19 protein-coding genes are annotated in these 23,949 nt (G+C 53.1%); 8 read left to right on the top strand and 11 right to left on the bottom strand.

What is annotated here, in order from left to right; genetic code table 11:
- Positions 1 to 9 precede the first annotated feature (9 nt).
- On the bottom strand, positions 10 to 1,032 hold the full coding sequence (locus tag IEY39_RS23465) for a glycosyltransferase family 2 protein (protein WP_188936312.1): 1,023 nt from the start codon (positions 1,030 to 1,032) through the stop codon (positions 10 to 12).
- Positions 1,033 to 1,415: 383 nt separating this feature from the next.
- On the opposite strand from IEY39_RS23465, the gene IEY39_RS23470 reads away from it, so the two are divergent.
- Positions 1,416 to 1,826, top strand: coding sequence for a hypothetical protein (locus tag IEY39_RS23470; protein ID WP_188936314.1), 411 nt, complete (start codon positions 1,416 to 1,418; stop codon positions 1,824 to 1,826).
- 42 nt (positions 1,827 to 1,868) lie between these two features.
- On the opposite strand, the gene IEY39_RS23475 is transcribed toward IEY39_RS23470, so the two are convergent.
- A complete protein-coding gene (locus IEY39_RS23475) occupies positions 1,869 to 2,252 on the bottom strand; it encodes a hypothetical protein (RefSeq protein WP_188936315.1) in 384 nt (127 codons plus the stop codon).
- A gap of 197 nt (positions 2,253 to 2,449) precedes the next feature.
- Here IEY39_RS23475 and IEY39_RS23480 point away from each other — a divergent pair, with 197 nt between their 5' ends.
- On the top strand, positions 2,450 to 3,238 hold the full coding sequence (locus IEY39_RS23480; RefSeq protein WP_188936317.1) for an ABC transporter ATP-binding protein: 789 nt from the start codon (positions 2,450 to 2,452) through the stop codon (positions 3,236 to 3,238).
- Positions 3,239 to 3,264: 26 nt separating this feature from the next.
- Entirely contained in the window at positions 3,265 to 4,071 is an 807-nt protein-coding gene (locus IEY39_RS23485; RefSeq protein WP_188936319.1) for an ABC transporter permease, read from the top strand.
- Here the strand turns inward: IEY39_RS23485 and IEY39_RS23490 are convergent, their stop codons facing one another.
- Positions 4,072 to 6,189, bottom strand: coding sequence for a hypothetical protein (locus IEY39_RS23490; RefSeq protein ID WP_188936321.1), 2,118 nt, complete (start codon positions 6,187 to 6,189; stop codon positions 4,072 to 4,074).
- A 100-nt stretch (positions 6,190 to 6,289) separates the two neighbouring features.
- Entirely contained in the window at positions 6,290 to 8,653 is a 2,364-nt protein-coding gene (locus tag IEY39_RS23495; RefSeq protein ID WP_188936323.1) for an ABC transporter permease, read from the bottom strand.
- Positions 8,654 to 8,786: 133 nt separating this feature from the next.
- On the opposite strand from IEY39_RS23495, the gene msrB reads away from it, so the two are divergent.
- Both msrB and msrA read left to right on the top strand, forming a co-directional pair.
- The gene (gene msrB / locus IEY39_RS23500; RefSeq protein ID WP_188936325.1) at positions 8,787 to 9,323 is read left to right on the top strand and encodes a peptide-methionine (R)-S-oxide reductase MsrB; all 537 of its coding nucleotides are present in this window, start codon (positions 8,787 to 8,789) and stop codon (positions 9,321 to 9,323) included.
- A 22-nt stretch (positions 9,324 to 9,345) separates the two neighbouring features.
- On the top strand, positions 9,346 to 9,990 hold the full coding sequence (gene msrA / locus IEY39_RS23505; RefSeq protein ID WP_188936327.1) for a peptide-methionine (S)-S-oxide reductase MsrA: 645 nt from the start codon (positions 9,346 to 9,348) through the stop codon (positions 9,988 to 9,990).
- A 26-nt stretch (positions 9,991 to 10,016) separates the two neighbouring features.
- Here the strand turns inward: msrA and IEY39_RS23510 are convergent, their stop codons facing one another.
- A complete protein-coding gene (locus tag IEY39_RS23510; RefSeq protein WP_229689055.1) occupies positions 10,017 to 11,915 on the bottom strand; it encodes a gamma-glutamyltransferase family protein in 1,899 nt (632 codons plus the stop codon).
- Complete coding sequence (locus IEY39_RS23515) at positions 11,896 to 12,909, bottom strand: proline iminopeptidase-family hydrolase (RefSeq protein ID WP_188936329.1); 1,014 nt, start codon at positions 12,907 to 12,909, stop codon at positions 11,896 to 11,898. Before IEY39_RS23515 ends, IEY39_RS23510 begins: the two co-directional genes overlap by 20 nt.
- 63 nt (positions 12,910 to 12,972) lie before the next feature.
- Between IEY39_RS23515 and IEY39_RS23520 the strand changes: the two genes are divergently transcribed.
- The gene (locus IEY39_RS23520) at positions 12,973 to 14,046 is read left to right on the top strand and encodes an alpha/beta fold hydrolase (RefSeq protein WP_188936331.1); all 1,074 of its coding nucleotides are present in this window, start codon (positions 12,973 to 12,975) and stop codon (positions 14,044 to 14,046) included.
- Between the two features lie 27 nt (positions 14,047 to 14,073).
- Here the strand turns inward: IEY39_RS23520 and IEY39_RS23525 are convergent, their stop codons facing one another.
- Positions 14,074 to 15,681 carry a hypothetical protein gene (locus IEY39_RS23525; protein ID WP_188936333.1) on the bottom strand — a complete coding sequence of 536 codons (1,608 nt, stop codon included), beginning with the start codon at positions 15,679 to 15,681 and terminating at the stop codon, positions 14,074 to 14,076.
- 389 nt (positions 15,682 to 16,070) lie between these two features.
- Here IEY39_RS23525 and IEY39_RS23530 point away from each other — a divergent pair, with 389 nt between their 5' ends.
- Positions 16,071 to 18,653 carry a DUF3857 domain-containing protein gene (locus IEY39_RS23530; RefSeq protein WP_188936335.1) on the top strand — a complete coding sequence of 861 codons (2,583 nt, stop codon included), beginning with the start codon at positions 16,071 to 16,073 and terminating at the stop codon, positions 18,651 to 18,653.
- Between the two features lie 19 nt (positions 18,654 to 18,672).
- On the opposite strand, the gene IEY39_RS23535 is transcribed toward IEY39_RS23530, so the two are convergent.
- The 4 genes from IEY39_RS23535 to IEY39_RS30095 form a co-directional block, all read right to left on the bottom strand.
- Positions 18,673 to 19,632 (bottom strand): c-type cytochrome, encoded by a 960-nt coding sequence (locus tag IEY39_RS23535; protein WP_188936337.1) that lies wholly within the window; start codon positions 19,630 to 19,632, stop codon positions 18,673 to 18,675.
- Positions 19,633 to 19,666: 34 nt separating this feature from the next.
- Positions 19,667 to 20,839 carry a TIGR03118 family protein gene (locus IEY39_RS23540; protein WP_188936339.1) on the bottom strand — a complete coding sequence of 391 codons (1,173 nt, stop codon included), beginning with the start codon at positions 20,837 to 20,839 and terminating at the stop codon, positions 19,667 to 19,669.
- Between the two features lie 166 nt (positions 20,840 to 21,005).
- Complete coding sequence (locus IEY39_RS23545) at positions 21,006 to 21,377, bottom strand: pectinesterase family protein (protein WP_229689056.1); 372 nt, start codon at positions 21,375 to 21,377, stop codon at positions 21,006 to 21,008.
- Positions 21,378 to 21,454: 77 nt separating this feature from the next.
- Positions 21,455 to 22,654 (bottom strand): hypothetical protein, encoded by a 1,200-nt coding sequence (locus tag IEY39_RS30095; protein WP_262892878.1) that lies wholly within the window; start codon positions 22,652 to 22,654, stop codon positions 21,455 to 21,457.
- A 106-nt stretch (positions 22,655 to 22,760) separates the two neighbouring features.
- Here IEY39_RS30095 and IEY39_RS23555 point away from each other — a divergent pair, with 106 nt between their 5' ends.
- Positions 22,761 to 23,849, top strand: coding sequence for a Gfo/Idh/MocA family protein (locus IEY39_RS23555; protein ID WP_188936341.1), 1,089 nt, complete (start codon positions 22,761 to 22,763; stop codon positions 23,847 to 23,849).
- Positions 23,850 to 23,949 lie beyond the last annotated feature (100 nt).

Below are 23,949 nucleotides of genomic sequence, written 5' to 3' on the forward strand. Positions count from 1 at the left end.
CAATCCACACTACGAAAAGGCAGGCTGTTGCTGCTGCATATCCTTGAAGCGATAACGGATCAGCAGTTTCATATACATCTTACAAACAAAGAACAGGGTTGTGAGGTTCATGTCCATCTGCAAAGCGCTCTTTGCCTGCGCCAGCGCCTGGTGCGGCTGGTGATAACTGTGGTAGACCATGTCCGACGTCCGGGCAAAATACCTCGAATAATGACGCTTCGCGCGGTCGTACAAAAGCTTGCGCTTATCCGCAGGCAGATAGTCCTGCACAAGCTCTATCGCCCTGGCTATATCCCGGATACTCTGCCCGCTGACAAAATAATTGCTGGTGATGTTCTTCTTGTGAACCCGGTATTTCGCCAGATGCCTGGGCGAATGCACCACCGGGTAATGCGCGGCGATGCGTACCCACATCTCCCAATCCTCCCCATAATGAAAGGCATAAAAGCTTCCTAAGTGCTCATAGACGCTGCGCTTTACAACCATTGCGGGCGTTTGCACCCGCTGACCTTCCGCTATCAGGTTCAACCAGTCCTTGAGTATACCCGGCCGATCGAGCAAGGGATCATTGGGATAAAGCACCTCCGCCCGTTCGTCGACATGCAAATATCCGGTAAAAGCAGCCCCGGCTTCGGGAAACTGTTGGAACAGCGATTCTATCTCTTTGTAAAAACCCGGCTTCACCAGGTCGTCCCCATGTAACAAATGGACCCACTCACCAGTGCTACGGTTCAGGCAGGTCTCAAAATTGCGTAGACTGCCTACATTCCGTTCCTGGCGGAAATATCCTACCCGTCCTTTTCCGATCTCTGCGACAAGCGCCCGGACATCCGCGTCCGTACTGGCGTCATCCACTACTTCTATCTGCATCTGCTCCGCGCCCAGGTCTTGTGCAAGGACACTCGTCAAGGCCTCCCGCAGGTAGTTGCTGCAGTTATAGGTCGGTATCATCACCGAAAACAGAGGTCTGGCGATCCCGGCTTTGACGGGCGCTATGACAGGGGGTACCATAGGTATGCGATCAATACTCATAGGGAGAACATATAGGATAACTGTAAACCTGAACACTAACTCACGCGCATACAAGATAATAACCTTTTTCCAAGTGTTCAAAATGGGGTTGGTTATCATCCTGGAATCACCTTCAATCGGCTATAAACCAACATATTAATCAAACCCCTCAACCGGTTGGCATAATAATTGACAGACAAATACGGTTTGCCGGCGCCTTTATCCCGGCATACATTTGTGTAACAAAAGAGCAAACGGCTTTCTGCCACAATTCAAATCTGAATAATTGCTCGCCCGATTGTCTCCGCCATATCTTCGATTGTCTCCCGCCATCTACTTCAACGCTATTGCCTGCCGACAAATTTTTTTGTTAACAATTTTGTAAAATATAAAATAGTAATAGTATGAAAACTGTAGCAAAGATCATCGCAGTAGCAGTAACCGCCGCCGTAGTTGTAGTTAGCAATCCTCTGGCCTCTTTCGCAAATGGCGGTAAGAACGAAAAAGTAGCTCCTTCTCAGGAACAAGTATCTGTAAAGTATCAGGGCACCACCAACAACACCATCGCCTTCAAAGTAGAATTTGACAACACCACTGGCGAGAAGTTCACCCTGATAATCAAGAACGACAATGGTGACGTAGTTTATCACAACCAGTATAGCGAAGCTCACTTCTCCAAAAACGTATACTTCGAAAACACGGATGCTGATATTCACCCTACCTTCATCATCCGCACGGCTAACAACTCCGAAATCGTTCGTCAGTTCCAGGTTACCAAGACCCTGACCGAGAACACCACTGTAACTCAGTTATAATCAATAATCATATAAAAAAAACCGGGCGATGCCCGGTTTTTTTCATTTCTTCATCTCCGTCGTCCGCCTGAACTTCACATTCAACGCATCGGCCCGCTGGTTACAAGGGTCTGTCACCAAAATAAAGTTCAGCCAATCGCCGTCGATAGTATAGCGGTAAACACCCTCCCCATCCTTACAGGGATATGCTCCATCCAGGTCATTTATCCTCACCGTATCCTTCGCCTGCCTCCAAATCGATCGCACGATCAGCTCCCCCGAACTCGAGGTGCAAAAACTGGTATCGGCGCCGATATGCATAGTCAGGGTATCGTGCAAAGCGTCGACATAGAATTTCCAGGCAGTATTGGTAAGCGATTGAGCCTGCAGGCGGCTACCCCCTGCCGATAAAAAAAGGAAAAGAACAGCAATTACGAGTGGACGCATAAAAAAGAAGGTTTTAATCCGCAAAATAACCGTTCGCCCCCCATTATCCCCTCCGGCCAAAAAGATTAGCGATAAGGTAACAGCCATATCGCTTCATCTATCACTTTCACCGCCTCATCCCGGCACTTCACCGGCATTCCGCCCAAAATAGCCGCCCCACCCTTGTCCCGGCGCGGCTATCGCTTTATCTTAGTAGCATGAATACGCCAACCAGCCAATACCAACCTGTCCTTCGGGTAGAGAACCTGGATGTTCGCTACGGCAGCTTCCAGGCAGTCAAAAATGTCTCCTTCTACGTGCATCCGGGTGAGATCTTTGGCCTGCTCGGTCCCAACGGCGCCGGGAAGACAAGCACCCTCAGCGCCGTGGAAGGCCTTCTAAAGCCCGACAGCGGCACTATCCGCGTGGCCGGTTACGACTACCGCAAGCAGCCCCTCCATGTCCGGGCATCCATGGGCGTACAACTGCAGTCTACAAGCTTTCAACCCGAACTGACGGTCTCGGAGATCATTCAATTATATGCCGGCATTTATGGCATTCCGCTTACCCCCGAAAAGATCGTCGCCATCCTCGCCGGCATCAAGCTGGAGGACTCGGCAAACAAACGCTTCGGCCAGCTCTCCGGCGGCCAACAGCAACGGGTATCCCTGGTCATCGCCACTATCCATCACCCCCCGCTCGTACTGATGGACGAACCCACCACTGGCCTGGACCCGCAGTCCCGGCGACAACTCTGGGAAAGGATAGAAAGCATGCGGGATAAAGGACACGCCATCCTTCTCACTACCCACTCGATGGAAGAAGCAGAATCCGTCTGCGACCGCATCGCCATCATCGACCACGGCCAGATCATCACCACCGATAGCCCGCAGGCCATCATCGACAGCAACCGCGACAAACCCGAAGTCATCCGCGCCTCCCGCAGAGGCAAGATCACTCTCGAAGATGTCTTTATCGGCCTCACCGGCGCCGCCGTCAGGTCCTGATCATAATAACACCAAAAACCAGCAACATGTCATCCACAATAACTTCCACCGCCACCACGATCACCCCGGGTCAAACGATACAACCGCCCGTCAATCTGCCGTCCACCGCCGCGGTTTTCTCCGGCCTCCTGCGCGCCGATCTCACCACGCAATGGCGCAACCGCCGCGCAAGCATCATGGTCATCCTCATCCCCACCATCATTCTAATGGCCTGGAAAGGCCTCGTGGCAAAATTCGGTGGAGCCTTCGTCCTGTCCAATTGCATCACGGTAGGCCTCAACGCCATCGGCCTGATGGGCTATACCAATACCGTCGCCCGTGACCGTGACAAAGGCATCTTCCAACGCCTCCGCGTAACACCCGCCCCGCGCTGGATCATCATCGCCAGCCGCCTGGTCGTACAGCTCGCCATGATCATCATCTCCACCCTCATCCTGTTCCTCATCGGTTATCAATTCGACCATATCACCATGCCGGCTACCGGTTACATATACGCCTTCCTCGCCGCTATCGTCGGCGGCGCCGTCTATCTCAGCCTGGGACAGGTCATCGTCGGGCTGATCTATAACCCCGAGACGGTTCAGGTCACCACTCGCCTGGTGTACTTCGCCTTTATCATGATCGGGATGTTCGCACAATTCGGTATGCTCGGCAAAGAGCTGGGCAACATCGCAGACTGGTCGCCCTATGGCGCGGTAAGAAATATCATCTCCGCATCCTTGAGCCCTGCAACATGGAATAACAAAACATCGACGGCCCTCCTCATAACCTTTGGCTACACCGCCGTCTTCACCATCCTCGGCATCCGCTGGTTCCGCTGGAGCAACAAATAACTACAAACTAAAACTTCCGCCAACGGTATAATACCGGCGATTATCCAGCAGATCAGAGCTCTTGCTGCGCACCAGTCCCCGGCTTTCCACAAAGAGTTCCAGCACCTGCGCATGCGGTAATCTCCACCTGTAATCCATGTAGATATTGGGCACCAGCACGGAGTTAAGTTTCGGCCCCTCCACAGTGTAGTTATTGGCATATATCTGCGTCGGCTGGCCAAAATGGTACAACAGGTCGAGGCCGGCAGTGAAGTCCTGCACCTGCCAGCGGTTCACCCATCCGCCAGTCCAGGACAGGTGCTCATTGTCCAGATCTCCTGTTGGCGGGTACGAGGAATAAGAGAAGAAAAGCGATCCAAAAAAAGGTGGGAATGAGGTATAATTCTTATACTTCACAGCCGTAGCATTGAGCCCTGTCTGCCAAACGACTCCGGTCCGATCCACGACTTTGAACCGGACATCGATATGATGCAGGGTACTTTTCCATTCCAGCAGATTAGCCGCACTACTGTCCGGACCGTTACCGATCGTACCCAATTCCCCCGGCGTGGTAAATTGCCGTCGCTGATAAGTATATCCCAGTTGCCACTGGCCGTTCGCCGTGGTAAAGGTGGCGCCCGCCTCTTCTGTCCAATACACCGGTGGAGGTTGCAACCGGACATAGTAGGTGTTTATCGTCGTACCAAAACCAAAGGACGTATTGACAAATTTCGGATGATTGACATCCGCCAGGGAATAAGGAGCCCCTGCATGGTAAAAATCAGATAACGAATAATCATCCACAAAGACCCGCGGCCGCTGCGCATACGAGCCGAAAAACCGTAGGCTGGCCCCACCGGCCTTCTGGTTGAAACGAAGCACATCCACCCCCAGGCCCACATATGGATACACCGTCCTGCTCCCCGAATCCCGCCCATGGCTCAGGTTCATTTGCACCCCGCCCTGGAGGTCGAACGCCCGCCCAAATCGAAGTTCGGCGCCCGGCGAGAGGTAAAGCAGGTCGCCCTTCTGCTCGTTAAACGAACCCAGCGCCGGTGGTTGCGGCGTCGTGAGATTGCTAAAACCAGCTATTCCGTAATAGCCCGTAGCATACGCACTCTTCTCATGGATGTGCTCATACAAAAAATTCACGGCAGGCACAAAATGCCAGTTGCCTGCCCTCAGGTCATAGCTCAACCGGTCGCGAACCAGCAGCTGACTCACCTTCACCGCCGTCTCTGCTGCAACAAACGTCACCTGGCGCTGCGGGGTAGTAAGTGAAGAATCATACGTCTGATAGGAGAAGTTCTCAGAATGCTCCAAATACTGCGCCTGCAACGTGTTTGTCAGTCCCGGCAACAGATCGCTATACCAGGCCAGGGATGGCATCAGCAGATGGGCAGGTTCATCCCGCGTCACATGATAAGAGGTCTGATAGCTCACAGTATCCAGATCGACCTTCACCGACTGCGGAGCATAGCCCATCCGCAATTCGACGACATTACCCTTCGCCGGCCGCCAGGTAAAATAGCCATTCAAGCGCCAGCGCTGCAGGTTCACCGGCGTCGTCACATGTACCTGCGCCCCATCATGCTCAGGCAACACATCCCGCACCCAATCCGCCGAAACGCCAACGCTCACTTTGTCCAGGTTGCGGTAAGCACCAAGATAATATTGATGGTATGCGCGGTTAAAGGTGTTATACCCATTCCCGTTGGCATTCACAATCCCCGCTTGTCCCGCAACCCGCAAGCCACTCTTCCCCTTCCCCCGCTTCGTAGTGATCACCACCAGTTCTTGCTGCGTGCCGCCATAAGCCGCGGCGCCGGCGGCATGCTCCACCAGGGTCACTTCCTCGATATCGAAAATGGGATAGATATCGACGTCCGTCACCGGATTGCCGTCTACCACATAGGCAACTGTCATCGGTTGGGTATAAGCGCCATAAAACCACGCGGCAATGGCGTCACTAAGGTTTGTGAAAGGCATTTTCTCCAGGGCGGCGCCCTTGATGGTCAGGGTCTGGGTAAGCCCCTTGTCCAGGGATAACCAGCCTATATCTATGCGCGCACTGTCTCGTTGGCTCCAACCGGTCAGGGCAGGAAGCAGGGTCATAAGTAGTAAGGAGGTCTTTTTCATATGCAGTTTTGAGTACGACAATATAGGTCGTATCCCCGATTCCGCAAAACTCCCCCATCCTAATCAGCCGTTAACACCCTTACATACTCTACAAACGCCTCTATTCGCTACGCAAACTCCTCGCCGGATTGGCCAGCCCCGCCCGGATAGCCTGATAGCTCACCGTCAGCAAGGCGATAGCCATCGACAGAACAGCCGCCAGCGCAAATACCCACCATTCTATCTTCACCCTGTAAGAATAATCCTGCAGCCACTTGTACATGGCATACCAGGCGATCGGCGCCGCCACCACGAAAGATACCAGCACCAGCATCAGGAAATCCTTCGACAACAGGGCCGTGATCCCCGCCACCGAAGCCCCCAACACCTTACGCACTCCTATTTCCTTCACCCGGTTCTCCGCCATATAGGTCGCCAGCCCAAACAACCCCAGACAGGAGATAAAGATCGTCAGCACCGCAAAAAGCCCGGCCAGCGTGCCGATTCGCTTCTCTTCGTCGAACTTCTTCGAATAGTCCTCATCGACGAAATGATGTTCGAAAGGATACTGGCGATTGTACTTCTTGAAGATGGCCTCCGCCATCCGCAGGTTGTCTGCCGTCAGCCGCGCCGGATTCAGCCGCATATTAATGACGCTGAACCAGGTCTCCCTGGCTCCCAGGATCACCAGCGGCCGGATAGGACTATATGGCGACTCCATGATATAATCCTTTACCACTCCCACTACATGGAAATGTATAGTATCATCTGTAATGATCTGGCCGATCGGGTCTTTGAAATGCATGGCCTTCACCGCCGATTCGTTCAGCAGGATAGCATTGCTGTCCGTAGGGTACTGTCGCAGGTCCAGGTCTCTGCCCTGAATTAACCGCATACCCGTGGTAGTTACCAACCCCTCGTCTGTCACCACCCGGTTGAAATCGGTCTTGTCGTTGGGATCCTTTCCCGTCCACCCAAACCCCCAGGTGTCACTCCAGCTATCGGTCAGCGGCGCGCTCGTTTTGCACACCGACAACGCCACACCGGAAGATAACAGCTCCTGTTTGATCAGCGCGTAGTTCTTGTATATATCCCCCTCCATAAAATGAAAGATCAGGTTGGCCCGGTTATAACCCACCTCCCTGTCCCGCGCATAGTTGATCTGCTGCGTAACGATTATCGTACAGATGATCAGCGTGATGGCAAAGGTAAACTGCAACACCACCAGCACCTTCCTCGGCGTCACCAGCGCATTCGCCGCCCTAAACGTACCCTTCAGCACCTTCACCGGCTGAAAGGAAGAAAGGAAAAAAGCCGGATAGCTCCCCGCCAGCAGCCCCGTGAACAGGATGAACACCAGCCCCGACAACCAGAACCAGGGATTCCCAAACGGAATATACAGCTGTGCCCCCGTAAGCGTGTTGAAGCCCGGCAGGCTCAGCAGCACGATACCGATCGCCACCAATGCCGCCAGAAAGGATAACAACACCGACTCGCCGATAAACTGACTTATCAACCGGCTCCGCGGCGCCCCCACCACCTTGCGGATCCCTACTTCCTTCGCCCGCCGCTCGCTCCTTGCCGTACTCAGGTTCATAAAATTGATACACGCGATCAGCAGGATAAAACCCGCAATGACACCAAACAACCGGACAAATACGATTAGGCCCCCATCCTCCACCGTCCCCTTGAAACTGGAATAAAGCCTCCAGCGGCTGATGGGGTAAAGAAACATCTCCCAATGCTTCTCCGAACTGTCATACCGCGTTTTCATCACCTTCACTTTTGGCGCCGCGGAAGCCAGCGTGGCGTTGGATTTCAGGAGTACATAGGTACGCGTCGAATTATTCCCCCAGTTGACGTCATCCCCGAATAACCTCCGGTTGTAGCTCCAGGGAAGCAGATACTCGAAGTCAAACCGCGTATTGTGGGGCAGGTCTTTCAACACTCCGGTCACCGTAAAATTCTCCTTATCATCGATGCGGACCACCTTCCCCATCGCCTCTTCCCTGCCAAACAGGGTCCGTGCCAGCGACTGGGTGATGACGACCCCATGAAAGTCCATCAGGGCCGTCGCCGGATTACCTTCCACCAGCGGGAAACTGAATACCTGCAAGAAAATGGAATCCACCACATTCCCCAACGACATTATCCGCTTGTCCCCCACGCTGAACAGCCGATGGTTAGCCCAATCCACCCGGCATGCGTGCTCTACTTCCGGCAGATCGCGCTGCAGGGCCGACGCCAGCACCCTGGGAGTAGTATTCCAGCAATGCATCTCTCCGCTGAATTCCGCCCGGTTCCAGGCCTCGTAGATCCTGTCCCGCTTCTCATGAAAGCCATCATAGCTCACCTCATTATGGATCCATAACAAAATGAGGATTGCGCTGGCCATCCCAACCGCCAGACCGGTAATATTGATAAAAGAAAAACCCTTGTTTTTCCAAAGGTTGCGAAAAGCTACTTTTAAATAGTTCTTAAACATGGGAAAAGCGGTTTCCTATAGGACGGCCGTCAAAATGAAATGTTGCAGCAATTCTAACAAAATCATCACTTTTCATCCTTTAACAAACCCTTCCCCTCTTTCTTTCGTTAATTTGATATACAAACAAAATATCATGAGACTCGCAATCCTGGCTTTCGCCATTCTTTTATCCCTCAGCGTCCTGCCCGCAGCAGCGCAATCAAAAAACCCGAAATATCCCGATCCGCCGGTAGCCACCTCGGCGACAAAATACCCCATGGTCCTCCCCGATGCCGAATGGAAGACCCGCCTTTCTCCCGAGCAATATTATATCCTTCGGCAGCAGGGCACCGAAAGGGCCTTCTCGGGAAAATATGATCACTTCTACGAAAAAGGGACATACTATTCCGCCGCATCCCTTCAGCCGGTGTTCAGCTCGGAGACCAAGTTCAATTCCCACACCGGCTGGCCCAGTTTCTTCGCCCCGATAAACCCCGATGCGGTCCGCCTCGTAAAAGACGACAGCTATGGCATGGAAAGATGGGAAGTAGTGGACAGCAAAAGCGGCTCCCACCTCGGGCATGTGTTCGATGACGGCCCCGCCCCCACCGGCAAACGGTATTGTATGAATTCGGCAGCCCTCATCTTCGTCCCCGAAGGCGGCAAGCCCCCCGTCAGCTCAAAAAATTGATCCAACAACAAGTAACATAACAATGAAAAAATTACTCTTCACACTCAGCAGCTTCTTCCTCCTGGCCGCCTGTGGTAATTCCCAGCCGGTGAACATCCCGGTAAAAGAATCCGACAAGCCATCCCCCAATGAAGCCGTTGCCTATTTTGCCGAAGGCTGCTTCTGGCACACAGAGATCGTCTTTCAAAGCCTTGTCGGCGTTCGCGACGCAGTATCCGGCTATGCCGGCGGAACGGACAAACATCCGGATTACGAAACGGTCTGCACCGGCGCCACCGGCCACGCCGAGACTGTTGCAGTTTACTACGATCCCTCGAAAATTTCTTACTCCACACTCGTAGCCGCCTTCTTCGCCAGCATGGACCCCACGGAGTTGAACCGCCAGGGCCCCGATGAAGGCACCCAATACCGGTCGATCGCCTTCTACCGCAACGAACAGGAGAAAAAGATCATCGAAGCCGAGATCGCAAGGCTCACGGCTGCCAAAACATACCCGCGCAAGATCGTTACCGAGGTGGCCCCCTTCGCCGCATTCTACCCCGCGGAAGCCTACCACCAGGAATACATCAAGAACCACCCCGGCAATCCCTACGTCGAACACGTTTCCATCCCCGACTGGCTCCGGTTCAAAGAAGCCAACAAAGGAAAATTCAACTTCAAATCCTGACGATGGTGGTAGGGGGCGACAGCTCCCTACCACCCTATCCCATAATCCTCCCCATTATTACTACTCCCACCCCATATAGTCCCATGCTTCGCATCGAGAAAAATAGCGTTGATAGGCCCACTCGTACGATCCCCATACGTCGGGATATATCCCATCTGTCGCAACTCTTTCCGCACATAGGGCGGCGTAACATTGCCAAGCAGGATATGCCCCGGCCGGGGCCGCCGGTCTTCCAGCCGCTCGCCGCCAAGCGATAACCACAACTGGTCAGAATTGATATTTGGGGCCTCCGTCGCCTCCTGCACCGTCATCCCAAACTCTGCCATGTCGAGGAAAAATTGCAACAGGTTCTGATCCTGCGTATCCCCACCCTGCACACTAAAACAGAGATAAGGCTTGCCGTCCCTCAACGCCAGACTCGGGGTCAGCGTCACCCGCGGACGTTTATGGGGAGCTACTACATTAAAAGGATCGATAATAGAATCCAACACAAAGCTCTGCATCCGCTGGCTCATCCCGACACCCGTGTGCCCCGCGATACAGGCCGGCGTCCAACCCCCACTCGGGGTCACTGAAATAACCCAGCCATCCTTGTCCGCAGCCTCGATACTCGTCGTCCCTCGCCACAGCCTGTCATGATATAGTTCTTCATCTACCATCGCCGTCTCATTCATCGCCCCACTCGCCCCCGACCCGCCCCGCATCGACGGCTTACCAAACGTTGCCCGTTCTTTCAACAGATCGGTAAAAGGATTCACGCGCCCCTCGAAAGGATAGGGGTCTCCCGGCTGAATATCCGCCGCCACATGATCGAAATTGATCAGCTTCGCCCGCTCTTTCGCATACTCCTTGCTCAACAATCCCTTCATCGGCTGCCCCGTCGAAAAATACGGATCGCCATAGTAGAAATCCCTGTCGGCAAACGCCAGGTTCATCGCCTGGCACACCGTATGGATATACCGGCTGCTATTATACCCCATCCCCTTCAGATCGAAATTTTCCAAAATATTCAACGCCTGCAACATCGCCGGCCCCTGTGTCCACTGCTGCAACTTATAAACTTCGACACCCCGGTAATTGACATGCAACGGTTCTTCTTCCATCGGCTTCCACGCGGCCATATCTTCGAGAGTGATCAATCCACCCTGCTCCTGGCAGCCCCGCACAAATTCCCTGGCGATATCGCCTTTATAGAAACGGTCATACGCCGCATAGATCGCTTCCTTACGCGTCTTCTTATGTTTCAGCGCATCCTGCTCCGCCTCCACCATCCTGGTAAGGGTCTCGAGCAGGTCTTTCTGCACAAAGACCTCCCCCGCCTCGGGCGTTTCTCTTGCCTCTCCGGGATGCGTAAGGAACAAAGCCTTGCTATAAGGCCATTCCTTCAACCGCCGCTTCTGTGCCTCGAAGCTGTTTGCTGTCTGCGCTTCTATCGCATAACCCTTCGCCATTTCCATCGCAGGCGCCAGCACCTCCTTCAGGCTCATCGTCCCATATTCGGCAAGCATATAACAAAGCCCACCCGGTGTACCCGGAGTGACGGCGGCCAGGGGTCCATATTCCGGCGGGAAATTATAACCCTTGCTCTTGAAAAAAGCCGGCGTAGCGCCCGTAGGCGCAAATCCCAGCGCATCGATGGCGATCACCTTTCCCGTCTTTGGATTATAAATAAGGGCCTGCGTCTCCCCACCCCAGCACAACACATCCCACATCGTACACACCGCCCCCAGCATGGCACAGGCAGCATCGATGGCATTGCCGCCCTTCTGAAAGATCTGCGCACCGGCCTCGGCCGCCAGCGGCTTACCGGTCACCGCCATCCAGTGATTGCCATGCACCGGCGGCTTTTCCGTCAACTGCCCACGCGTCACTAAAGATACAAGCAGCAATGCCGCCCAGCTGAGCCTACTTTTGTGCGTCCACATCTTTTAGAAATTTTATAAGTCCCGGAAAATAATGTTGCTGATCATCCCACATGTCACAATGACTCCCCTCAGGACAATATACATAGCTCCCCTGCTTCACCTGGTGACTCATCCATTCCATATACTTGGGGTCCATCGTATCGAATTCCCCGCCGATGGTCAGGGTAGGAACGGTTATCTTCCCCAGGTCTTTACTCCTGTCCCACCTGATCAGCCGTCCCCCCGTCTTGAACTCGCTCGGCCCCTGCATCGTCACATAAATACCCTCGCTTAGATGCTTAAAGAGCCGGTTCAGGGGATCCGGCCACTCCGCCAACCGGCACAAATGCTGCTTGTAATATTCATTAAAGACCAGCGCCTGGTATACACTATCCTTATAAAGCCCCTTGTCTTCATAACGCTTCAGCGAGTCGACAAGCGATTGACGCATCTTCGCCCTCAGAACACCGTTGTATTTCTCATACTCCGGCATGCTGGCCATCATATTGGAAATGATCAATCCCTTCAGATTAGCCTGGTATTTAAAGGCATATTCCATCGCCAGGATACCACCCCAGCTATGACCCAACAGGTAAAAATTATTCTTGTTCAACCCCAGCGCCTGTCGCACCTGTTCTACTTCCTCGACAAAATGCTCCGTCGTCCACAGGCTGCTGTCGTTTGGCTGATCACTATACCAGGAATCCAACTGGTCATAATAAATAAACTCGACCCCCTCCTTCGGCAGGAAGTTCTCGAAACACTCGAAATACTCATGGGTACCGCCGGGTCCTCCATGCAACAACAACAACCTGATCTTCGGATTACTCCCAAACCGCTTGGTCCAGACATGGAATTTCCCCTTGGGCGTGGTGATCTCCACCATCTTTATATTCCCTGCCTGCACCCCGCTATCCTGCGTGGCGAAATAGTCCGCCAACGTCGCTTCCTGCACCGGCTGGGCGCACCGGGTCAGGCAAAACAAGGCCATGGCAAGTAAACAGCAATATCTCATAAGACTCATTTTTTACGTAGTAAAATACAAAATCCTACATTCATCTCTCTAACTACTCCATTTATGAGAAAGCTTCTCCTCCTGCTTCCGGCCCTCCTGCTGGCCGCTGCCCATCTTTCTGCACAGCTGCCTGACTCCACCGAAGTGGACTACCAACTGCCAAACTTCACCTTCCAAAGCGGTGAAACCCTCCCTGTACTCCGGCTGCATTATACTACCTTCGGCAAGCCCATAAAAGACAACACCGGGAAAGTGATCAACGCCGTCTATATCATGCACGGAACAACTGGCAACAGTCATAATTTCACCAACTCACTCTTTGCCGGCCACCTTTTCCAAAAAGGGCAATTGCTCGACGCAACCAAATATTACATCATCCTCCCCGACGGCATCGGCCATGGCAGATCCAGCAAACCCAGCGACGGCCTGCACATGAAATTCCCCCAATACACGTATGAGGACATGGTCAGGGCGGATTATACCGTCCTTACCCAAAAAATGGGTATCAATCATCTTCGCTTAATCATAGGAACCTCAATGGGTGCAATGCATTGTTGGCTCTGGGCGGAGACCTACCCCGATTTCATGGATGCCTGCATGGCCAATGCCAGCCTGCCAATAGCCATCGCCGGCCGCAACCGCATGTCCCGCTACGCAGCCATCCAATGCGTCGAATCCGACCCGGCCTGGAAAGGCGGAGAATATACAACGCCTCCGGTGGTCGGCCTGCGCGGCGCCTACACTTCGCTGTTCTGGATGACAAGCAGCCCCTATAACTTGCAGAAAAGATCACCCACGCGCGAACAGGCGGAAAAAGCCTATGATATCGCTGTTGAAAATTTCATCCGCAGCCAAGACGCAAACGATATGATCTATGCTTTCGATGCCTCGCGATACTACAACCCCGAACCAAAGCTGTCCACGATAAAATGCCCCTTCTTCGCCGTCAACTCCGCCGACGACGAGGTCAACCCGCCGGAATTGGGCGTCATGGAAACAGCCATAAAAAAGGTTCCCAAAGGAAGATATATCCTCATCCCCTGGTCGGAAAGAACTTCCGGCCACGGCACCCACACCAACCCCACTGTATGGGGCGATTATCTAAAAGAATTAATGAACAGCAGCGGACCAAAATAGCCCCGCATCCTACTGCTCGCCGGCCGGTCACCGGAATAGCACCACGGCAAACCCTACCTTCCCATTCGCATTCCCGTTGACATAGATATCATAGGGAATCACCACCTGGTCGGGTGCCACCTGTCTCGACTGCTGGAAGTCAAGCGTATTCTTCAACCCCCAAAAAAGAATACCTTCATTGGTCACCTGCTCGCCGCGCGGGTCGATCACGGTCGTAGAGGCATAGATCTTCTCGCCATGGACAAAACTGTTGTAGAGAAAGACGATCCGGTCTTGCATCGGCACCATCATATAGGAAAGATTGGGGGAATTCAATTCCGTCACCTGCTCCTGGCTGATCATCCCACTCCAGCAGCTGTCTCCCCGGCTGGCGGGGAAATAATAAAGGCTCAGATCGCCGCGATCATGATAAGGCGGGTTAGCAGTCTCACGATAACGCGCATATCCATACCGTGGCCCCGGAAGCCGCATCCGGGCAAAGGATGGCCCCGTATTGGGGTCGGGGATATCATTGGAAGCGAACAGGAAGGCCGGGTCCCACCCATCATCATATGGGTTATCATCCAGTTCCTCATACTGCCTGCCGTATTCTTTCATCAACAAAAAACCCTTCCCCGGCACAGACACAAAATTCTCCTTCACCAGGTTGTCATTCCGCACCCGCTTCCCGCTAAGCGTATTCAATCGGTAGGAAGAATCAAAACTGAAAGTCTTTGTATGCATCGAATAGTGCACCACCTGAACATTCTTCAACGGCGCATAATGGAAGTTCGACAAGATACCCGCTACGGCTTCCCTGGTAGTATTGTCGACAGACAAGCAAACGTCCTCCATCGACGAAGTTCCGGGTAACATGATCTCCTTGTAGGAAACAACCGTATCCAGGGGAGAGAATTGGAAAAGCAGGAAATTACTGTTCTGGCGCGAAGGCGACATCATCAGCCATTCTCCGTTATCGGCCAGTTTAATGGGGGTCTTATTGAAATCCTCCAACGGATAGGTGGAAAAATCGTCCTGTATCATCGGCTGGCTCAGATAGGGATGCCGGTAGATCTTCTGCGAAAGCAAATGCCAGTCCTCATCGTATAAATAAGCATGGAGATAGGGCGCAGAAGAAGCAATGAATTGAAAACCCAACAATAATATCCGCGTCCTGTCCAGGCTCCGCACCAGCATAAAACTGGTGCCTGGTTCGTTAAAGGGAAATACCCCGATAGTATGATCGGGCTCCAGGGCCTCGCCATCAGGTTCATACCGTTGTAGCCGAACCTCAGTTTCTTTTCCATCGGCGGTCAACAGGTTCACCCGGTCGAAATGTTCATCCGTCATCACCAGGTATTCTCTGATGGATTTGTTCGTATAAGGCGGATCATCGATCATCCCCTTCACTCCCATCCGACCGTCATACACGACAAAGTTACGTTCTTCCGTACCCGAAATTTCGTTACCATGACGCACTGCCTTCTTCCGGGTCGTCGCCGACACCCAATAAAAATCCCCCACTTTGCCCATCATCTCCTGTCGCAGCGTAAACCGGTCACTGTATGGCTCACAATACGACACCTGTTGGGCAAACAGGGAAGAACAGCTTAAAAGCAGATAAGTGTGTAGTGTTATCGTCGTCCGCCATCCCATACGAACTCCTTCTTCTTGAAGTTAACGAATTTTTTAATGCATTCCACCAGGTCACATTTCCTTAATACGGATTGCGCCTCCGCCGGCAAGCATTCCGGCAATGGGAAAATTTTTCCTTTCCTGGGAGCAAATTCACCACACTCCGGTGAGAAGAATTTTCCATAACAACTCATCCAAAAATGTAAAGAACTAAAAATCAACCTGCTAAAAAAGTTTTTAAAACCCTCCGCCCCCGGCGTGCCTTCCGGCACGTTGGTTGCCCTACACTACTCGGTTTTTCATAGGATATTGGATTTAAAAACGGGGCTGGATTTCTATCCTGGCCCTTTTTTATTTTGCACCCCGGTCCCTTTTTGTTGTAAGTTTGAAACTTTAATGACCCTTTTTTCATGCGTATCGCGTTGTCCATCACACTGGGCTTACTCCTAACCTTATGCCTCTCCGCCTCTCCCAACGTAAAAACCGGTGCCATTCCCACCTGGCTGTACGCCATCCATCCCGATCTCAACAAGAAACCCGCCCGGGACGAAATCAGCGATGGCTATTATTATCAGCTCTTCGATCTCCAAACCAACCTACCTCTCAAGACCAGGTATACCCATTATATTATAGATATTACCAATGAGTCCGGCGTCCAAAATGCCTCGGAAGTATCCGTAACCTTTGCTCCCGAATTCCAACAGGTCGTCTTCCACCGCATCAGCGTTATCCGTGACGGCGCCGTCCTCAACCAGCTCGATCCTTCCCGTATCAAAATTGTCCAGGAAGAAAAGGAGGCTGGCCAATTCGAATACAACGGACTGAAAAGAGCCTTTCTCACGCTGAAAGATATTCGCACGGGCGACCACATCGACGTCGCCTATTCCGTCGTCGGCTTTAACCCCGTTTTCCAAAACAAATACTCGGACGACTTTTCCTTCAGCTGCTCCACCGCGGTCTCTAATTATTACCGCACCATCCTCACCACCACCGATCGTCCTCTGCATATCCTGCCGTTTAACAACGCGCCGCAACCCACCCAACAACACCTGGGCAATATGCTCATTTACACCTGGGACAATCCCGGATTGGAGTCCGGAGAATCCGGTTTGGACGAACCTTCCTGGTATGCAAAAGCCCCCACCGTCTATGCCACAGAGTACAAGGATTGGGCGGAAGTCATCGACTGGGGTCTCAAGACCTTCAACTATTACCATTTCCCCCTGCCACCCGGCCTCCAACAAAAGATCACCGTCTGGCGCGCCCAGGCAAAAGGCGATAAAGACCTCTTCGCCAACATAGCCAACCGCTTCGTACAAAACGAGATCCGCTATCTCGGCCTGGAGATCGGCGTCAACACTCATCAGCCCCATGCACCCGGCGGCGTTTTCACCCAGCGTTTCGGCGACTGTAAGGACAAGGCGCTACTACTCACCACCATCCTGCAACAAGAAGGCATTCCGGCTTTCGTAGCCCTCGTCAGCACCGAGACCCGCAGGGAACTTGCCAACATCGCACCGTCTCCCGGCGACTTCGATCATGCCATCGTAGCCATCCGGCGATCAAAAGGAGTATATACCTATATAGACCCAACCAATTCCGGCCAACGCGGCGAACTCGCCGATCTCTTCATCCCTGCATATGGCTACGCCCTGGTATTGGAAGAAGGCGCCACCGGCCTCCAACCCGTCACTCCCGGCCACATAAACGACTATACCATCACAGAGCAGCTCGATACGAAGTACTATGACAGCAGCCAGCTCACCGTTACCTCCATTTACACTGGCGGTGCAGCCGACGATATTCGCAGTGCATTCGCAGAGAACAGCATCAAGAGTGTCGGAGATACCTACCGCAAATATTATGCGAATCTCTTCGAAGGCATCCGGCAAACAAGCGCCGTCACCTATAGCGACGACAGCCTTAAGAACCAAATGACGGTGCTCGAACACTACTGCATTCCACAACTCTGGAGCACCGATAAAAAGGGTAAGAAATATTTTGAGTTCACGGCAGGCATTCTCGACCAGGCCTTTCCCGACCCCGCCGACATAGCCAGTGATGCCCCGCTGGCACTCACCTATCCCTATAATGTTCACTACACGCTAAACATCTCTCTTCCCGAAGACTGGGAATTCGGTGGTGGCGAACTGCATGTCAAAAATGACGCCTACGAGTTCGACTTCGTTCCCATCGTCCATGGAAGCAATATGAGCTTGCACTATCTCCTGAAAACCTTTGACGATCACATCCCTGCTTCTGCTCTCCGTCAGTATAAAGAAGATTATAAGAGCATCTCCGGGAAGATATCCTTCCAGCTCTATAAAACCATTTCACCGGAAGGCTCCACACCAGATGAAACACCGGCTTCAAAGGAAGCCGTTTCTACCACCTCCCTCACAAAAGACTGGAAGGTCTGCTGGCCCGCCATCTGGCTAACCTTTTTCTTTTCCCTCTTCTTCTCCCGGCTCTTCGTCTGGCTCAATGCCCGCAGCGAAGAAACCCTCTACGCTGCCGGCACCGGTTATCCGCTGGGCGGGTGGCTCATCCTGTTGGGAGTAAGCATCGGGGGCACCCTGCTGCTCGAAATTGCCCAGCTCATCCGTAGCAACTACTATAGCTATAGCAATTGGGCGGAATATGGCAATGCCGGCGGCTCCCGGCTACAATACTTTCTCATGGCGCAACTGGCCATCCATCTCGGCTTCATCGCCGGCGGCGGCGCCGTCCTGTACTGGTTCCTCCATAAAAGGGACATCTTCCCGCGGATGTTTCTCTGGTATGCCGGCATCTTGCTGTCAGGGCGTATCCTGCTGCTTCTCCTCGCCTCCATCATTCCCATCCCGCCGGCTATGCTCTCCGATTATAAATTCTCACTGACAAGAGATGCCATTCGCACCGGCATTTACATCACCATATGGGTTACCTATATCCTCCGCTCGGGTCAGGTAAAAAGCACCTTCCTCGAACCCTTCCGCGAACGCATCCGCTGACGCGCCGCTGCTGCATACGCTACTTCACCTCGCTGCGAATAGGCTTGAAACTCCTGAAATAAGCATAGATAGCCTCCAGGTCCTTCACCCTCATCCCCGCATACGACTGCCATGGCATCGGCGTATTCACCTCACCCATCGCCAACGGCTTCGGCACATAACCACTATCCGCATATTGCTTAAACTTCCGGACGAATAACTCCTTACTCCAATTGCCGATGCCGGTCTCCCTGTCCGGAGTGATATTCGAGGAAACGATCGTCTTCCCACCCACAATAAATTCCCGCCCCCCGCCAAACTCCGATCCGGCAACAATTTTACCCCTGTCCACCTTGCTGTGACACTCGATACAGCTCGCCATCCTCACCAGGTATCTCCCGTAGGCAATCGCATTGTTACTATCCGGCAGTTGCTCCATCGCCGCACGCGCAGGGATGGTATTGACAATAAAACTCACCGGGAAATCCAGTTCCGTTGCCGGTACTTCATTGGGTATGGAAGGAAGGGTACGCAGATAAGCGATGATGCTGAAGATATCTTCCTGGTCAAGCTTGCCATAGGTCGGATAGTTCATAAGGGGAAAAAGCGCATGCCCGTCGCGGCTTTCACCCGTGGTGATGGCCCGGAAAAGCTCTCCGTCACTCCATGTATCCAAATGATAAGGAGTGAGGTTAGGCGCATAGATGTTCCCCGGGAACCCTTCACTCTTGCTAAACAGTTCGCCACCCTTGCCAAGCGTGCTGTCCTTTATAGGACCCGCATAAAGGCTGGTATCCCGGCTGCTGTGACAGGCCATACAAGCGGCCACATTATTGGCGAGATACTTTCCGCGTTGCACCCTTCCCGGGGTGATCTGTACATGCAGATCGGCAGGTGGCCCCACATTGGGCAATACTTTCTTTACAAACAATCCCAGCGCCACTACGGCGAGAACAAGGATACCCAGAAGGGTTAGGAAGATCTTGGTGGACTTTCTCATAGTATAAGCTATATATGTTAGCCCACCAAGATACTTATTGTTTGAGCAAATATCCAAACAGCCCATCAGCCTGATTCACCGGTCCCGCGGTAAAATACAACCGCATATGATTGACGGCCGTGTCCGTAGTGGGCGGAAAACCAAGGGCCCAAAGCCCGTCGATGACGATGGTCTTTTTGTTACTCTGCAACTGCCCCTTGAACGTTCCATTCTGCAAAAAGACATTGATCCGTCCATCCCCAAGGTTTCCTACCAGGATCACCGGCTCATTCAGATTGCCATTACCTTGATCGTTGTCATCACCTTGATTATTATGACCCTCATCATCGCCTTCATCGTTTCCCATGTCCGCACTCGCCAGGAAATTGGCAGGCGTCATCGTAATCCCCCAGGGCGCATTCAAATCACCACCAGTAGCAAACCGCTTCACAAAAGAACCATCCCCCTTGAAAATATCTACGATACCCAGGCCGACACCGAAGACCGGAAAGCCGCCTGCTTTCACCTTGGCATAGGTTACATACAGCCAGCCGCCCACCGACTGGATATTATAAGGCGCATAACCCATGGGAAGCGACCCATCCGTAAACGTCATGGCCACCGGCTTCCAGGCCGTATCCCATACGACGATCTTCCCTGACAAGATATCGGCAGCATAGATAAAGGTCTGCCCTGCAGCGTTGGAATCGATCGCCAGCCCGGTAAAGACCGAAGTCGAATCGTGCCCGATCTTCTGGGCATTGTTGCCCGAACCCCCGTTCCAGGCCGACAGGACGCCATCCAGGCCTACAAAAATGAAGGCAGCAGGCTTCCCATTGGCGATCCTGAACCCCTTGGTAGAATTGAATACGATACCCGTTGGATTCCCGCCGATCGTATCTCCGGGCGAGGGAATGGCCACCGGTGGGCGCACGATGGCTCCATCCGCCGTATACAATTCACTGACATGCCCCGCTTGCGAATTCACCCAGGCAATACCCGAGGGCGACCAGGCCAGACCCCAGGCGTTCTGCAGGGTCGAGTCGGTGAGCCCCGCGCCATACGAGCTTTTATTGGCCACCAGGTTCACCTGTTGGAAACTCCGGAGATGATGGTTGTTAATGAAGATCAGCTTGTGACAGGCAGTTGCCAGTAGAAGGCAGGCCAGCAGCGGCCAGCGTCTCTGAATGGACGGCAGCCGCATAAGCAATCGTTGAATAGTATTCATAATCAGCAATTTTGACGTTTGACGATCTCCCAGGGGCGCGGGAGTTAAGCAGCGCAAAACCGGCTTTCTACGTAGGGGTCAAAAAATTCTTGTGGAGAGAGGTCTATGCAGGCATGTAGAACAAACGGGGCTTTATAATAGGCGGTTGCCTTGCGGCTTTCTTCATTTAAATACGGCAACCCATGCCCCCAGGATGTTTTCTATCGTATATTTTTTCGCTTCTCCGGACGCAAGCTGCCGCGACCAGCCCAACCCTTGCGGCAGTGGCCCCGCCAGGCCCCGAACTCTCGTATTCAGCATAATAGGCGGTCTTCTCATTCTCCGGGTTTCGCCAGTTATCCCATCCCGCCGGGGCAATATGTTCGCCCATCTCCGTCCGGATATATACCGTCCGGGCAAAAGGTCGCCAGGGCCTCCCAAGAAAAACTTTCTTCGCCGCCGTATCCGCGACAAGTCTACAATCCACAAAAACAAAGCCAAACGCCTGCCGGGGCGTCGTGGCGGCAGCCGGGCTGGCCCATCCCCTGTAAAGCAGCAAACAGGGGCCAAAACAAAAAGGCCATGAGAACAAACTGTTTCATGGCCTAAAAATACAAAGCTATTTATTATCCGCGTCTATCTGGGACGATGGTCACCACCACCGCCGCCACCGGGCCTGCCACCACCACCTTGCGGCATAGGCCGCGACATCTGCGGTTGGGGATGAAATTGCGGTTGCGGGCGAAATTGCTGTGGCTGCGGCCGGCTCATCTGACTAAACTGCGGCTGCGGACGATACTGAGGTTGCGGACGATATTGCTGCTGCGGCTGCGGGCGATACTGCGGCTGCGGCCTGTTCATCTGACCAAACTGCGGCTGGGGATGATATTGAGGCTGCGGGCGATACTGCTGTTGCGGCTGCGGCCGATACTGCGTTTGAGGCCGGTACTGCGGCTGCTGATGAAACTGCTGTTGTTGCGGCCGGTACTGCGGCTGAGCCTGCGGCCTGTTCATCATTGGCGACTGCGGGCGATATTGCTGTTGCGGTCTGCTCATCTGGTTAAACTGCTGCTGCGGTCTGTTATACGGCTGCCGTACCGACGCCGCAGGACGAGTGGTGTTCAAACTCACCGGCCGCGCCGTCGCCATAGTCATCGGCCGGCCGTGGTTCACACTGGCAAAAGCGTTCCGGTCGTGCATAGCCGTCTGCTGATGCTGCAACTGTCCATCCGTACGCTGGATATGCCGTTCGTTCATCGCCATCTGGTCCCGCGCACCCGGCCGGACCTGGATACCGCCGGGACCGCCATTATAGCTTACGCGGTTGTTGACATATACATTATTATTGATCACCGTCCGGTTGATATACGTATTGTGAATGATCGTGGTATTGACATTCGTAATGGCTGTATTATACCGGAAACGACCGCCATACCATTCTCCACCGACATACCCTATACCACCATAACCACAACCATAGTTGATACCGCCATAGAAACCTACGTGCGGACCCCAATAACCGGTGTGCCAGAGATAATAACCTTCTGACCAACCCCAGTAACCAGGCGTCCAAAGAAAACCGATCTCCGGCGGTGCAGCCCAATAACCCGGTACCCAATAATATCCACCATCATCGTCACCATAATAGTCATCATCCCATGCCCAGTAACCGGGTATCCAAATATATCCTTCTACAGGACAGGGCGGCTGATAATAAACAGGTATAGCGGGAGGGGCAAATTCTACGGAAACGCCGAAGCTTACTTGTGCTTTCACTCCTGCAGCCATGAAAATCATGGCTAACAATAAACTGAGTGATAGAATGGTCTTTTTCATATATTTAAATTTGAAGCTCTTATTACATAGATGCAATAACACCGCCAGAGTTTCATAACAAATCCTTACTTGTTGCAAATCATATGTTAATAAGCAAACAACCGATATGATAATCAACGTCTTCTATCAGAGAACCCTGTGTATTTTGTTTGCCTGCATTCTTGCATCCACAGCCCCGGGGCAAAAGATTCTACGCGTGGGAGTCGCCGGACTCACACACGACCACGTCCACAACATCATGCACCAATACAAACGCGGAGAGGTGATCATCGCCGGCATCGCCGAGGCCGATGCACAGCTCATCGCCCGCTATAAGAAAAGCTATCAGTTGCCCGACTCCCTTTTCTACAACAACCTTTCCGACCTCATCACACATACCCATCCCGACGCGGTGCTGGCATACAACGCCATCTCCGAACACCTCGGCGTAGTCGAGACCTGCGCCCCGAAAGGCATCTCCGTCATGGTGGAAAAACCGCTTGCAACAACCGTAAAAGATGCCGAACGCATCGCCGCCCTCGCGGCGCAATACCATATCCAGGTGCTAACCAATTATGAAACCACCTGGTATGATACCAATCAGCAGATCTTTGAAATGGTCAACAGCAACATCATCGGCGTTACCCGCAAAATGATCGTACACGACGGCCACCAGGGCCCGAAGGAGATAGGCTGCAGCCCTGACTTCCTCAATTGGCTCACCGATCCGGTAAAGAACGGCGGCGGAGCCCTCCGCGACTTCGGCTGCTATGGCGCCAACCTCATGACCTGGCTCATGCACGGCAAAGCACCCATCGCCGTCACCGCCGTCACCCACCACATAAAACCATCCATCTACCCAAAAGTAGATGACGACGCCACCATCCTGCTGGAATACCCCGACGCCACCGGCATCATCGAAGCCTCCTGGAACTGGCCTTATAGCATAAAAGATTGGGAAGTATTTGGAACTACCGGCTACCTGCACGCGTTGAATGACAGGCAACTCCTTCAGCGGGTCAAAAACACCTATGACAGCGTCGCCGTCCACCCCGCCGTCTATCGCGATAATATCGCCTATCTTTCCAGCGTCCTCTCGGGCAAGACCGACCCCGGAAACGACCTCTCTTCCCTTGCCAATAACCTCATCGTCGTCCGTATACTCGATGCGGCAACCCGGTCGTCTAAAGAGGGCCGCCGCATCGAACTGCACTAAGGGAAATTTCCTTCTTTGTTCAAAAAAACACCTATCTTAGCGCGTCCACATACGTGCCTCCCCTTATTCCTGGCAACTTCCTCTGTCACCCACAACTGGT

Origin of the sequence: Puia dinghuensis (assembly GCF_014642875.1) — a bacterium.
In the GTDB taxonomy this organism is placed as follows: domain Bacteria; phylum Bacteroidota; class Bacteroidia; order Chitinophagales; family Chitinophagaceae; genus Puia; species Puia dinghuensis.

What these genes read in the sequence shown, in the direction of transcription:
- IEY39_RS23465 (WP_188936312.1), bottom strand. Translation starts at nt 1,032, where the DNA reads ATGAGTATTGATCGCATACCTATGGTACCCCCTGTCATAGCGCCCGTC.
- IEY39_RS23470 (WP_188936314.1), top strand. Translation starts at nt 1,416, where the DNA reads ATGAAAACTGTAGCAAAGATCATCGCAGTAGCAGTAACCGCCGCCGTA.
- IEY39_RS23475 (WP_188936315.1), bottom strand. Translation starts at nt 2,252, where the DNA reads ATGCGTCCACTCGTAATTGCTGTTCTTTTCCTTTTTTTATCGGCAGGG.
- IEY39_RS23480 (WP_188936317.1), top strand. Translation starts at nt 2,450, where the DNA reads ATGAATACGCCAACCAGCCAATACCAACCTGTCCTTCGGGTAGAGAAC.
- IEY39_RS23485 (WP_188936319.1), top strand. Translation starts at nt 3,265, where the DNA reads ATGTCATCCACAATAACTTCCACCGCCACCACGATCACCCCGGGTCAA.
- IEY39_RS23490 (WP_188936321.1), bottom strand. Translation starts at nt 6,189, where the DNA reads ATGAAAAAGACCTCCTTACTACTTATGACCCTGCTTCCTGCCCTGACC.
- IEY39_RS23495 (WP_188936323.1), bottom strand. Translation starts at nt 8,653, where the DNA reads ATGTTTAAGAACTATTTAAAAGTAGCTTTTCGCAACCTTTGGAAAAAC.
- msrB (WP_188936325.1), top strand. Translation starts at nt 8,787, where the DNA reads ATGAGACTCGCAATCCTGGCTTTCGCCATTCTTTTATCCCTCAGCGTC.
- msrA (WP_188936327.1), top strand. Translation starts at nt 9,346, where the DNA reads ATGAAAAAATTACTCTTCACACTCAGCAGCTTCTTCCTCCTGGCCGCC.
- IEY39_RS23510 (WP_229689055.1), bottom strand. Translation starts at nt 11,915, where the DNA reads ATGTGGACGCACAAAAGTAGGCTCAGCTGGGCGGCATTGCTGCTTGTA.
- IEY39_RS23515 (WP_188936329.1), bottom strand. Translation starts at nt 12,909, where the DNA reads ATGAGATATTGCTGTTTACTTGCCATGGCCTTGTTTTGCCTGACCCGG.
- IEY39_RS23520 (WP_188936331.1), top strand. Translation starts at nt 12,973, where the DNA reads ATGAGAAAGCTTCTCCTCCTGCTTCCGGCCCTCCTGCTGGCCGCTGCC.
- IEY39_RS23525 (WP_188936333.1), bottom strand. Translation starts at nt 15,681, where the DNA reads ATGGGATGGCGGACGACGATAACACTACACACTTATCTGCTTTTAAGC.
- IEY39_RS23530 (WP_188936335.1), top strand. Translation starts at nt 16,071, where the DNA reads ATGCGTATCGCGTTGTCCATCACACTGGGCTTACTCCTAACCTTATGC.
- IEY39_RS23535 (WP_188936337.1), bottom strand. Translation starts at nt 19,632, where the DNA reads ATGAGAAAGTCCACCAAGATCTTCCTAACCCTTCTGGGTATCCTTGTT.
- IEY39_RS23540 (WP_188936339.1), bottom strand. Translation starts at nt 20,839, where the DNA reads ATGAATACTATTCAACGATTGCTTATGCGGCTGCCGTCCATTCAGAGA.
- IEY39_RS30095 (WP_262892878.1), bottom strand. Translation starts at nt 22,654, where the DNA reads ATGAAAAAGACCATTCTATCACTCAGTTTATTGTTAGCCATGATTTTC.
- IEY39_RS23555 (WP_188936341.1), top strand. Translation starts at nt 22,761, where the DNA reads ATGATAATCAACGTCTTCTATCAGAGAACCCTGTGTATTTTGTTTGCC.